Raw genomic sequence first — 13,169 nt, 5'->3', positions numbered from 1 at the left:
CCCATGGCCGCCCAAATTATTGATGGAAAACTGATTGCTAAAACTGTTCGTCAGGAAGTCGCTGCTAGAGTTCAAGCACGGACCGATGCTGGCCTGAGAGCTCCCGGACTCGCGGTAGTACTTGTTGGCGAAGATCCTGCTTCCAGCGTTTACGTCGGTAGTAAGCGAAGAGCGTGTGAAGAAGTAGGATTTATCTCTAAATCCTTCGATTTACCTGCCTCGACAACCGAAGACGAGCTTCTTTCCGTTATTGACCAGCTAAACGATGACAAAGAAATTGATGGCATTTTGGTTCAGTTACCTCTGCCAGCCCAGATGGACGCAGTTAATGTCCTTGAACGCATTCGCCCGGATAAAGACGTCGACGGCTTTCACCCCTACAATGTGGGACGTTTGTGTCAACGCATACCTCTACTTCGTTCCTGCACCCCGAAAGGCGTGGTCACACTACTCGAAAGATACAACATTCCAACACGAGGTAAGCATGCCGTAGTGGTTGGAGCATCAAATATAGTAGGACGCCCAATGACTCTTGAGCTTTTGCTTGCGGGTAGTACCACGACAACCTGTCATAGATTTACCAAAGACCTTGAAGGCCATGTTCGCCAAGCTGATATTCTAGTTGTTGCGGTAGGCAAACCAAATTTCATTCCAGGAAGCTGGATCAAACCCGGCGCAGTGGTTGTGGATGTGGGTATCAACCGCCAGGAAGACGGTACCTTGGTTGGTGATGTTGAATATGATGTCGCTTGTGAAAATGCAAAGCATATTACGCCAGTGCCTGGCGGTGTAGGGCCTATGACTGTCGCCACATTAATAGAAAACACACTAATGGCCTGCGAGCAGTTTCATTCTTAAGTTAACTTTATGTCGGAGCCAGCTAAAAGTTGGCTTCTATACGCTATCGACAAGGTGTCACGATGGGCATCTCCACTTAGTGTGAGTTTGATTTGAAGTTGATTTAATTCACGCTTTCTCGAGTAAATCTCCCGCGCTATAATATTCACGTTTCTTAGAGTACATTAATTCGGTTCGGTTTTAGACACTGAGCCATTTGTCTAAAAAGATAGTACAAAAAACGTTCCATACGAGACTCTAGTCACATATTTAATCCACTGCAATAAATCATCCTATATCAAAGAGTAGTATTGCACACAAAAATAGACAGAAGACCCAATTGAGTCTTAGAAGGCGGAAAGAAAATGTCTCTGATAGCTCCATATGCTCAAATAATACAACCCTTTTTTCTCGGGCTCATCACTTCGTTCATTTGTTTACTGCTGGCGAGAAAAGTTGCTATCAAAGTTGGGCTAGTTGATCATCCTAACGCAAGAAAACTACATCAGGGCGTTATTCCTCTTGTTGGCGGCATTTCAGTTTGCCTAACAATTGTCAGTTACATCTTATTACATGAAACAATCGATCCAACGACACTCACTTATCTAGGCTGTGCGATAACACTCACCACGGTTGGGGCTTTCGACGATAAACTCGATATCAGTTACAAAATAAGAATCATCATTCAAGCTGTTCTAGCTGGATTAATGATGTTTGTTGCTGGCCTGAAACTTCAACATCTAGGGAATCTCTTTGCGTTTGGTAATGTCGAACTTGGAATCTTTGGCTTAGCAGTAACGGTATTCGCTGTCATCGGTGCTATTAACGCATTTAACATGGTTGATGGTATTGACGGCTTATTAGGCGGACTTTCGATTGTTACTTTCTCAGGCTTAGCATTTTTATTCTTTGACGCTCAAGACATGAAGTTGTTTGAATTTTGCTTGATATTCATTGCAGCGTTAATTCCGTATGTTGCAATGAACTTGGGCTGGATGGGGAAAACAAGAAAGGTCTTCATGGGCGATGCTGGCAGTATGTTAATTGGCTTCAGTGTTATTTGGCTCCTATTAAGTGGAACACAATCTGAGTCATCAAGCTTATCCATGCGCCCAGTCACTGCTCTTTGGCTAATCGCCCTACCCCTTATGGATATGGCTGCAATAATGGCAAGAAGGATTAAGAGAGGCGACTCACCTTTCAAACCAGATAGGGAACATCTACATCATATATGCCAGAGAATTGGGCTGAGCCCAACCCAGACACTTATCGCTATTTGCCTTCTGTCATCTGTCTTTGTAGGTATTGGTATCGCTGGGGAGAAACTCAACATTTCAGAGAGTATTATGTTTTACTCTTTCATGATTCTATTTGTCGGTTACTATTTTACCTTATCTCATATTTGGAAAGTGACAAGTTTTGTAAGACGTTTTTTGACTAAAAAAGAAACATACTCAGTGCAGAAAGAAGCGTAACTTACTATTTATAAAGCAGCCATTTGGCTGCTTTATCATTTGGGCAGAGTTTTTTACTCGCCTTCGCTATATCCCATAGGGTTTTGCGATTGCCAACGCCATGTGTCTCTCGCAATGTCTTGTATCGAGCGACAAGTGCTCCATTCAAGCTCTCGCTCCGCTTTTGACGCATCTGCAAAGTATTCAGCCAAGTCCCCAGCACGACGTTCAGTAATATCGTATGGAATTTCTCTTCCAGACGCCTCAGAAAATGCCCTAACCATTTCAAACACACTTTGCCCCTGGCCTGAGCCAAGGTTATATGTGTGGAGACCTGAAACAGAACCAACTTTGTTCAGAGCTGAAATATGGCCTGAGGCAAGATCGTCGACATGAATATAATCTCTTACCCCGCTTCCATCCTTTGTTGGATAGTCGTCTCCAAACACTGAAAGGCTCTCTCTTCGGCCAACTGCAACCTGAGATATATATGGCATTAAATTGTTAGGTATACCTTGAGGATCCTCCCCCATGGTGCCAGATGGATGAGAACCAACTGGATTAAAATAACGCAATAACGTGATACTCCAGTCTGGATTAGCCTTCTGAAAATCAGTTAGACACTCCTCAACCATTAACTTGGAACGGCCATATGGGCTTGACGCTCCCTTGGGAAAGTCTTCATTCATTGGTTGGATGTCTGATTCAGCATAGACAGTTGCCGACGAGCTAAAAATAAGCTTTTTGACACCAGCCTCCCTCATCGCATCGACCAGCACCAAAGAACCGTTGACGTTATTATCATAATATTCCAGAGGGTTTTCAACGGACTCACCGACCGCTTTCAAACCCGCAAAATGGATAACTGCATCGATATTTTCATTTTTAAAAAGCTCGACCAAAAATGACTTATCTCGGATATCACCTTGATAAAATGTTGGTCTTTGGTCTGTCAGCGCCTCGATTCGCCCAAGGACAGCTTGTTTGCTGTTAGAGAGATTATCAAGAATTACAGGGTTAAGCCCGGCTTCAATCATTTGCACACACGTATGGCTTCCAATATAGCCCATACCGCCAGTGACTAGAACATTCATATCTATTCCTCAAACAAAAAGAGGAGCACTTCTGCTCCTCATAACAACTTAAACGACACTATTTTTTGTAAATATTTTCATAACAATAGTTTGTCGCTTCGATAAACCCTTCAACACTTCCGCAGTCGAACCGCTTACCTTTAAATTTGTACGCTAATACACAACCATTTTTTGCTTGTTCTAAAAGTGCATCAGTAATCTGAATTTCACCGCCTTTACCTGGCTGAGTATTCTCCAAAATTTCAAATATATCTGGAGTCAGAATATAACGTCCAATGATAGCAAGGTTACTGGGCTCCTTACCGGGTTCAGGTTTTTCAACCATGTCAGTAACACGAATAATACTGTCTGTTAGTGGTTCTCCTGCAATAACACCGTACTTATGGGTTTCATCGCGTGGAACCTCTTCTACCGCGACAATAGTACAGCGAAATTGTTTGTAGAGCGCAGCCATTTGCGCCAGTACACCTTGATCTTCGTTGATACATAAGTCATCTGCCAGTACTACCGCAAACGGATTATCCCCCACCAACTCACGACCCGTTAAGATCGCATGACCTAAGCCTTTCATCTCACGTTGACGAATGTAAGTAAAACTAGCTGAGTCGATCACATCACGAATATCATTGAGTAATGCTTCTTTGGCTGTACCGGAAATTTGGTGCTCGAGCTCATAGTTCATATCAAAATGATCCATAAGTGCGTGCTTTCCACGGCCTGTCACAATCGCCATATCCGTCATGCCAGCCTGAATCGCCTCGTCAACACCATATTCTATCAATGGCTTATTAACGATTGGCATCATTTCTTTTGGCATCGACTTGGTTGCTGGTAAGAATCTTGTCCCATAGCCAGCTGCTGGGAATAAACATTTTTTAATCATTTAAAATCTCAAGTAGATATTTCATTTAAGATGATAGAAGGTAAAAGAAGGTTGACTGTTGTCAATTTAATTGATCAACTTATGGTAAATATTTTCTGAAATATATCTAATAATAAATAATGGGTATTCTTTTAGAAGTCTTTTTCTGACATGTTTATGCATGATTGCTCTTTGTAACCAACGTAGACCAAGTTTCTTTACCACTGGGAAATAGTAGTCTTCACGTATTGACGTTTGAGTTAGAAAACCACCGCAAGTTATAATCAAACAATCATTATGTAAGTTGTCCTTCAAAAAAAGTGCATAGTTTTCTTGATGGGGCGTCCCCATACCCAATATAACTAAGTCAGGCATTACCGATTCAATAGACTCTAATAACAATTGGTCGCGCTTAATATAACCGTTGCTAGTGTACACTATATTAATGCCTGGATACTTCCTTTCAATTATATCAACAGCTTTTCTATTTTCATCATCAGTTGCCCCCACAATGGCGAGTCTAGCGTTTTGATGTAATGCTTCTTCAAAGACAAAATCCGCTACTGAACTAAAGTCAAAACTTGCTCTGGCTATCTTACGAAAAAAAATACGATGTAAAGTACAAAGTAGTAAACCATCAGAAAAAAGCTTATCAATATCTCTATATTTACTGTCACCCTTTAACTGATAGTAAGAAAAAGGATTGACAAAAGATATAATATGTTTTCCTTTTGACTTGAGGAAATAATTAAAAGAGTTTTCAAACGCCGTTCCACATTGAACATTCAGGTTATCCATGTGAACCCTCAGAAAATAAACTAATATAATTTAGGCAAGAAGAAGAAATCAAAAACTCACTCACATCTAGCTCTGGTTTAGGCGAATGGTTGACATCACTCATCGCTGCAGAAAAATTACGATAATCTGCAGAATCGACTAAAAAGCCGTATCGCCCACCACAGGTAAGCTCCTTTGGTCCGTAGGGACAATCGAAAGAAATAACTTGCTTCTTGAGTGCCAAAGCTTCAACCAATACAGTTGGTAATCCTTCCCATCTTGATGGTAATAGCAAAGCTTTTGAATTCTTAATATACGGAAATGGATTTGGCACTTCACCGTGTAACAAGATATTATCTTCAAGATCAAAATCTTTAATTTTCTGCTCCAAACATGACCTCAGTGGACCATCACCAATAATTACCACTTTAACATTCGGATTAAATCTTTTGTGGTATTTAACTATTTCTATAAGAAAGTCATAGCCTTTTTGAAAGTGTAACCTACCGATACAAACAAAATAGTCGCTGTACTCTACAGAGACTTCTTTTGACAACTTGAACAACTTGTCATCTAAAACTGGATTGTATATGCGAGTAACCCGCTCCTCAGGAACAACTTTCTTAGCAATTAGATCATCTTTTATACCGTCAGAAACGCAAACAACACCAGTTACTGTTCTGTAGAGAAAAGTTGCAAAAAGCCTCCGTAAAAAATTCAAGTGTAACCTATTCCTTGGCAAAGCTATTGGAACGTGTTGGACCACGTAAGTCTTTATATTACTGCCAAATAAGAAACTAAAGCGACTTAGACCTCCTTTGGTGAAAAAGACAATATCTGGCACTATTTCATCTATGTTTTTCTTTAGTGATTTGCACTGCTGAAAGAAATTGTTACCTGTTAAACTAGTGACATTTGAAACGCTGTCAAACTGTCTGAAAAGAACCCCATCAGTTCTTAACCCAATTACAGAGATATTATAATTAGGGCTAATATCTAATAATCCAGATATTAATCTTAGAGTAACATTCTCTACACCACCCATTTCGAAATCTTCCATAAGGAATAGAATATTCACTATTTTATATCCAATACTGTTGATAACCAATTACTGACTTCATATGATTCGATACTATTTTTAGCTTCCAAAAAACAAGTGTTTTCAAGAGTTGCATTGCCTAAATTTTCTATTGTATTAAAATCAAAAACTAGAGTTTTCAAAGACGGATGGAGTTTTTTTAATTTTTCAATATCTGGTGTATCACTGAAAACATACCTAGACAAAGATAACGCTTGAAAAACTCGCTGGGTTATGCCGTCTTGACCAGAGTGGCACAAATCTACCACACATTTTGACCTCGAATAGATTTCCCGTAATTCTACAGCCCCTAACTTCTTATCAATTAGATAATCTGATGGCACAAATAACCGTAAAAAAGTATTCCTGCTATAAAGTTTAAAATAAACTCTAAGATTAAGTGCTTTACACTTCTTTTTAATTTTATTCAATCTAAAATACCTACCGATGGCGAAAACACCAACGAAGCAAAGATCATATTCTAATGTACATTTCTCTAAAGACTTATCTTTTCTATAGAATGTAGGAAAATATATAGATTCAGGATACTTAAAAACATCTGTACTTTGAAATGTGAACACTTTTTGGTAGTGATCGTAAGTTTTTAATACATCGGGATAACGTAACAACGGATCCCATTGGTACAGAATTGAATTGTTTTGTGATGCCAGATTTATCTTTTTAATAGTGCTGTAATTTAACCCGAAGCCCTTAACTACAAGAACTGATTTATATATCTTCCCATTTTTAATCAATTTATCTATCTCAGATTGAAGATAGTTATTTAAGTTTTCTTTTCCTCTAAGATAGATATAATTTTCTATTTTTGCATAGCTTTCACTTTTCTTGTAATCCATACAAAAAATACAAAAAATACATCTTACAAGAAGTATTAATAGGTACTTTAGCTTATTAATTCCAAATGCTATTTCTTCGTTATAAGTGATGAGGTCTGATTCGTAACCTTTTTGCTCCACACCATGCTTTATCTCGTTTTGATAACCATTAAAACTTGGGCAAATAATTAAGATACTATTATTACTCAAAATTAAACCTACTATATTTAAATGCATAAACTGAAAAAGCTGTAATTAAATACAAGAAAATTCTATCGCCCATAAAATTATATGCCACCGGCATTACACACAAATAGATATACACTGGAAAATATGAATCCCTATTTACATATAACTTCAACGATGTGTAAAAAATAACACCTAAGAAGAACGTAAACCCAAGAATACCATAATCAATTAATATTGAAAGATATGCACTTTCAGGCGCCCAAACAAAATTATCACCAAAAAATTCCTTTCCTAATATATAACCGGACGAATATGGGCCGCCTCCAATGAACATTGAAGATAATGAATTATTGGATAAATAATACTTAATATACTCCATGCGCTGACTCGCACTGCCGTCATTGACAGAAAACCGCCTTAAAATATTTTCCAAAAGCTCAGGCTGTGTTATTACAACGTTAATAAAGACGACAGAGACCACAGAAAAACCGAGGAGGGTTAGTTGATTAAGCGAATGTTTTCTGCCTCGATAAAGCCCAAATATAGACAATATCAGAATAATCAACAAAGTAATTAATATAGAAAAAATGGCAGTCCTTGATAATAAAACAAATGCTGGAAAAAATAATGGAAGGGCGAAAGTCCACCTTTTCAATGAAAATGTAGATTTATTTTTGTAAACTCCAAAAAGGTAAATAATACATAGACCACTATAACCTGCCATAAAGTTTGGATCTATAGATAAACCTGATGGTCTTATAAAGCCTTGGTTTATATAGTCAGTGATTTTTTTTGGATCAACGTTTATTACGCCGAAAATGGTTTTAGAGACGGAGTAAGTACCTCTTAAAATTTCAATATACTCCACCATAACAAAAATTGATCCTAGAAAACATATAGCCAATAGTCCTTTAAAGAAAAATTCAATAGAATCTCTTCCTATATAAAATACACATAAACCATATATTAAAATCGGTACTAATTTATTGAGAAGATATAGAAAAGAATATCTCTGGTATATGTCATTGTAATCCAATATTGAAAACATTGACATTAAGACGAATGTCATAATTATTAGATATACTATCAGAAATTTATAGTTGATTTTTCTCTCACTAAGTATATGTGAAAATATAGAACATGAAAATATATAAAATCCTATTTCATAAATTCTAATATTAATCGGACCTATTGTTAGAAGATAGGCACTTATTATCGAAAAAAAACCGAATATTGAAGTGGATGTTCTGATATTGAATATTGAATTACGCATAACATGCCGTTAACTATGAATTAATTTGAGTACTGCTTTACCACACTCATTTCTATAAAAAGATTTAGAGTAACTAAATCCATTCTTTTGGACACGTTCTAGATCAAAATCATTATTTGCAAGGCTTATAACTGTGTCACAAAATGATTTTTTACATCCATATTTAAATAGAAATCCATTGATATTTTGTTTGATAAGCTCTGTATTTGCACCTGTATCACTTGCAATTACAATTTGTGAAGACATCATTCCTTCTATAGTAACTCTACCGAAAGCTTCAGCAGTTGAAGCTATAACGGCAAAGTTGTAACTTTTTCTGATTTTTTTCACGTCATGTCTAAATCCATAGAAATGTACATTTTTCTCTATCTCTAGTTCAGAACATTTTCTTTTTAGATAACTTGCATATGGTGTAGAGTCATCTCCGATGAGGCCCAAATGAATATCTAGACCTTGGTTTTTAAGCAACTGAATTGATTCAATTACAAATTCTTGTCCTTTACCTTCTAAGAAGCTGCCAACCATTAATAGTCGGATTTCACTATTAAACTTTCTATATTGAAAATCTTCTAGTTCATCGCCTACATCATCATATATCTCTACTATTTTTCCACATTCAATATTTCTCTCTTCGACTAAGTATTTCGAGATACTCTTTGAAATAGCAATCACATTTACGGTGCTTTTATTGAGAAGATTGTAATAGTTCCGATTGCCAATTGACTGCAATTGATTTTGATCGTCTAGTCCGAATTCTCTAATGTGGCAAATATGATCAATACTTGAAATTATTGAATAGATAGAGCCCCAAAAATTATCAGTTGTATTACTATAGACAAGGTCAAATTTATTATTTTTTGAAAAGTGAAACTTTACAGCAGATAAAAAAGTCAGCGCAGACTTTAATAATGACTTTAATGTCGGTAATTTGGCAAAGAATGAACTCTCTTTATTTCCATATCTACATGAATAGTATCTTTCTATGAAAACTTCCACATTCAAATCTCGTAAGTTGCTCTCAAGATTTCCAGGTTTATGAGGAATAACAGCACAAAGTGTTAAATTATTTTGATTAGCTAAATATTTAATAATATCCAGCATTGAGGCCGTCGCACCACTGTGCCCATCATTATTATGAAAGACAAATAATATTTTTTTAGCTTTCAATTGCATTTTTTAAAAAACTCAATGATTGATTTTTCATTAAACTTAGTTTATCTTCAACTTTGGTATAATTTATATCAAATTTAATATTAGATATCTCATCGTCTTTGCCGATCATACGCTCTGGAATTCCAAGTTTTGCAAGGATAGACTTACTCCGAATATCAATTTCATTGTCAAATCCAATTGTTGTAAATGACACATTATTAATGATAGAGAAAACTGTTCCATGAAACGATGTCGTTACAACATAAGCCGCGTTTCTAAAGAGGCTAACATATTCGTTTGGTGAAGCGTTTGATATGTGATCCTTTGGCGTCCTAAAGTCTGTCCTAGCTGACAATGTGATGACTCGTAAGCCCAATTTTTTTGCAATATAATTAACAGTAGGTTGAGTTATTCTATTCTCTTGAACTTCATATACTAATAAATACGGTTCTTTATTAATATTTTCTGCACTTATTTCTTGCCAGTCGTCTTTATCTAGTAAAAGAGTTGGATCAAGATTGACTTCGGCTTCCATTTCGTAATTTTTTTGGATAAAGTCTCGTAAGCTATCCTCCCGAACACCGATTGTATCTATTTTAGCTAATTTTCTATTAAGTTGATTTATCAGTTTTTCTTCTAAGTCGGCTTTTCCCATACTCGCGGCATACGATACTATTTTATCGGCGCTGAAACTGCAATCTTCACCAAAATATAGATCATCGAAACCATCTGTATAAGTAAAATTCCATATTTGGTCACTTCCTAAAACTACTGAGCTAAAGTTAGGTTGGTTCTTATCTACATTTAACAAATTAAGATTTTCTGAAATAAAACTTTCAAATGCAGAGTGTCTTTGGCTCTTCCTTTTAAAATCAAGTAGTAGATGTGCAAGTTTTCTTGTTTCACTTTTAATTTTCATGAATGAGAATTTAGGATACAACTTGTAAGCTTCTTCAATTTTTTTGTTTTGTTTGTCAATAAATCCAACATCAAAACCCAGATTTTTGACTGCTTTCTGTAGCGCATATGCTTGAAGAACAGCGCCATAGTTATGTGCTCGATGAAAAGTTATAATTCCAATTTTTTTCATTTTAATACTTCTTTTTCTATTTAGTTTAATTAAGTCGTAAGATAATATTTATTTTGTTACATTATTTTTTTGAGAGGTAAATACACTCCATGCCCATTGTAATTCTCTATATTTCAGTCCAAATATGACCCAAAAAAATGTAGACATAGAAATTGATATTAAAATATTAAGATATAACGGAATGGATTGATCTAAAAATGTATATTTTAAAAATATTAGACTAAGAATTATTAGTAAGCCTCGGAGTAGCGAGTTTATAATATAATTACTCAAACATACTATATTTAAATGTTTAACAAATATAAACCTTTCTAGCATACAAATAAGAGATATGATAATTGGAATGATGTAAACGACTAGTGGCGATTTATGTATACCCAATAAAAAATAGCAAAGAGGTATATTCATTAGCATCGTTCCACCTACAACAATTTGGTAAATTTTAATTTTTCCTGTCGATTGGACAAGAGAAACAAGCGCACTTGTTTGGCAAATAATATATATATCGACAAGCATAAGATATATAAATTTCACAAGGTATTGCTGACTATCACCAAGCCACAATTCTAATATTTTTTCAACATTACCCACTAGGCTAACGATAATAAGGGTGCATAGATAATTTACAACCCTACCGTTGACTGTAATTAATGATGATAAATAACTATAATCACTTTTAGTATAATTCTTCACAACTTGTGGGTTGAAAGAAATTTGTACGCTGTTGATGATTTGGATTATTGCAGAGTTTAGTTGCAGAGCTATTGCTCTGTATGCACTGACATTTAGAGAAAAAAACGCATTGACAATAAGGCTCACGCCATGACTATTGGCAATTGCTGCCAATGAGCCAAAAGCATTCCAAGATACATAATAAAATATTCTTTTTAGCTTGTTTCTGTCAAAACCAAAGCGGATTTTCAAATTTTTAATATATATTCGCAAAAGCCAAATTGCTAATAATCTAGATATTAATACTGAAGTTAAGAGTGCTAACGAGTAATATAGTACCGAGTCATATTTTCCATTCATTAAAAATATCAACAACAATAGCTTTGAAATTACCTCACAAAAAGTGATCGCTGCATATAACCCCATTCTCTCAAATGCTACAAAAATAGAGAGTAATGGTGATGAAACAACACCAACTATAAATGTGATTATCGCTACAACAAATATTTTATCTATTGTTTCTCTATTAACTACATTTTGGACTAGTTTATATTCAATATAATATTGTCCAATGATATAAACTATCACTGACAATGTAATAGCCATGACTAAGTTAACTGAAAATAGGGTACTTATTGTCGTTTGCTTGTCGTCTTGTAATGCAATTGATTCTGAGATAAACCTTTGCGCTGTAGATTCTAAAATTGTAGTTAAAAAAGCCCCCAGTACGATAACGCCTGTTATTAAACTAAATAACCCATACACCTCTTCACCGAGATAATCAATTGCGACTCTTGATGTATATAGAGTAATCAGCATCATAACCGCCATACGCGAAAACATTAAAACGCTATTAGTTACTAGCTTTTTTACTTTCCTCAAAGTTCTACCTTTTCGATAAAGTCTTCTGACTTGCATCTTATAGAGTATGGTACTTTTTGGTCTTCAGTTTGTTTACCGAAAGAAATCAATGCTGAAATCTGATAATATTCTGGGATTCCAAATGCTGTTTTAAAATCTTGATCATGAGATGGACTTACACACCAGTTAAGTACACAGGAACCGAAACCATTTAAATATAAACTATTAACCAGTGACATCAGCCATATGCCACCTTCAATATAGCCTAAGTTCCTTTCTTCAACCCCCTCTTGGTATCTTAAATCAGATGCTACAATTAGCAAACCTGGAACGTTGTCTCTAAATGTTCTACTACCATTTTGATATTTTAGAATTTCACTATTTTTGTGCTTATCTAGAGAGTAAAATATTTTTATTGCATGTCGGTTACACGCTGAAGGGCACAACTTGGCTAAATCTATGACTCTTATTATATCCTGCTTATCAATTAAAAACTCTCCGTCGTAGTCTCTAATGCTATGTCTTTTTTTTAAAATTTCTATCGTTTCAATTCTATTTGGGTATTCAACTTTCTTTACAGATTTTGTACCTCCCCCAATTTCAGTTTTACCATATTTTTTTTTCAAATTTTCAAAAATTCTTGCCTGAGCATTAAATCGTTTACTACACTCTATTTTTTCATGTATGGAAAAGTATATACCCAGAGTTTTAAAAGCGCTTAAAAAATGAGGTTCATTTTTATCGCCGCAATATGTCATCATTTTTTTTTGTAGTAATTCAATGTGATCCATTGAAAATTCGTACCTTCTCTCTTTAACTGAGAGACCTTTTTCAATCGTGTGATATAAACGAATAATAAGACCTAGTGAGTGTACTCCTTCTACATCTTCGTGCTTTTTTATCAATGATGCATTTTGATACACTCTGTAGTCTTTCATATATGAAAGAAATAATACTAATGATTTCTTTATGTATTTTAATCTATTTATGATCA

General features: G+C 35.4%; 12 protein-coding genes. 2 read left to right on the top strand and 10 right to left on the bottom strand.

The annotated features are described in order from the left end of the window. The first annotated feature begins 3 nt into the window (after nucleotides 1–3). Both folD and wecA read left to right on the top strand, forming a co-directional pair. Entirely contained in the window at nucleotides 4–858 is an 855-nt protein-coding gene (gene folD, locus A8L45_RS01690) for a bifunctional methylenetetrahydrofolate dehydrogenase/methenyltetrahydrofolate cyclohydrolase FolD (RefSeq protein ID WP_068898570.1), read from the top strand. 344 nt (nucleotides 859–1,202) lie between these two features. Beyond that, nucleotides 1,203–2,312, top strand: coding sequence for a UDP-N-acetylglucosamine--undecaprenyl-phosphate N-acetylglucosaminephosphotransferase (wecA, locus tag A8L45_RS01685; protein WP_068898568.1), 1,110 nt, complete (start codon nucleotides 1,203–1,205; stop codon nucleotides 2,310–2,312). A 53-nt stretch (nucleotides 2,313–2,365) separates the two neighbouring features. Here the strand turns inward: wecA and galE are convergent, their stop codons facing one another. The 10 genes from galE to A8L45_RS01635 all read right to left on the bottom strand — a co-directional run bounded on the left by galE (nucleotide 2,366) and on the right by A8L45_RS01635 (nucleotide 13,113). Further along, nucleotides 2,366–3,385 carry a UDP-glucose 4-epimerase GalE gene (galE, locus tag A8L45_RS01680; protein WP_068898566.1) on the bottom strand — a complete coding sequence of 340 codons (1,020 nt, stop codon included), beginning with the start codon at nucleotides 3,383–3,385 and terminating at the stop codon, nucleotides 2,366–2,368. Between the two features lie 58 nt (nucleotides 3,386–3,443). After that, nucleotides 3,444–4,268: a UTP--glucose-1-phosphate uridylyltransferase GalU gene (gene galU, locus A8L45_RS01675; protein ID WP_068898564.1), complete on the bottom strand. Its 825-nt coding sequence runs from the start codon at nucleotides 4,266–4,268 to the stop codon at nucleotides 3,444–3,446. A gap of 66 nt (nucleotides 4,269–4,334) precedes the next feature. Continuing rightward, a complete protein-coding gene (locus A8L45_RS01670; RefSeq protein ID WP_083228146.1) occupies nucleotides 4,335–5,045 on the bottom strand; it encodes a WecB/TagA/CpsF family glycosyltransferase in 711 nt (236 codons plus the stop codon). Further along, nucleotides 5,038–6,084 (bottom strand): glycosyltransferase, encoded by a 1,047-nt coding sequence (locus tag A8L45_RS01665; RefSeq protein WP_175401881.1) that lies wholly within the window; start codon nucleotides 6,082–6,084, stop codon nucleotides 5,038–5,040. Before A8L45_RS01665 ends, A8L45_RS01670 begins: the two co-directional genes overlap by 8 nt. A gap of 17 nt (nucleotides 6,085–6,101) precedes the next feature. Further along, complete coding sequence (locus tag A8L45_RS01660; RefSeq protein WP_068898560.1) at nucleotides 6,102–7,175, bottom strand: WaaS/CpsH family glycosyltransferase; 1,074 nt, start codon at nucleotides 7,173–7,175, stop codon at nucleotides 6,102–6,104. Further along, nucleotides 7,141–7,998, bottom strand: a complete 858-nt coding sequence (locus tag A8L45_RS01655; protein WP_175401880.1) for an O-antigen ligase family protein — start codon at nucleotides 7,996–7,998, stop codon at nucleotides 7,141–7,143. The genes A8L45_RS01660 and A8L45_RS01655 overlap by 35 nt, the downstream gene beginning before the upstream one ends. 411 nt (nucleotides 7,999–8,409) lie before the next feature. Continuing rightward, a complete protein-coding gene (locus A8L45_RS01650) occupies nucleotides 8,410–9,573 on the bottom strand; it encodes a glycosyltransferase family 4 protein (RefSeq protein WP_068898555.1) in 1,164 nt (387 codons plus the stop codon). Continuing rightward, a complete protein-coding gene (locus A8L45_RS01645; RefSeq protein WP_068898554.1) occupies nucleotides 9,557–10,642 on the bottom strand; it encodes a polysaccharide pyruvyl transferase family protein in 1,086 nt (361 codons plus the stop codon). The genes A8L45_RS01650 and A8L45_RS01645 overlap by 17 nt, the downstream gene beginning before the upstream one ends. 48 nt (nucleotides 10,643–10,690) lie before the next feature. After that, a complete protein-coding gene (locus A8L45_RS01640; RefSeq protein WP_139122280.1) occupies nucleotides 10,691–12,232 on the bottom strand; it encodes an MATE family efflux transporter in 1,542 nt (513 codons plus the stop codon). After that, nucleotides 12,193–13,113: a nitroreductase family protein gene (locus A8L45_RS01635; RefSeq protein ID WP_083228145.1), complete on the bottom strand. Its 921-nt coding sequence runs from the start codon at nucleotides 13,111–13,113 to the stop codon at nucleotides 12,193–12,195. Before A8L45_RS01635 ends, A8L45_RS01640 begins: the two co-directional genes overlap by 40 nt. Nucleotides 13,114–13,169: the final 56 nt, after the last annotated feature.

The organism is Veronia pacifica, from assembly GCF_001707825.1.
GTDB classification, from domain to species: domain Bacteria; phylum Pseudomonadota; class Gammaproteobacteria; order Enterobacterales; family Vibrionaceae; genus Veronia; species Veronia pacifica.
This window is presented reverse-complemented; position numbering and strand designations above follow the sequence as displayed.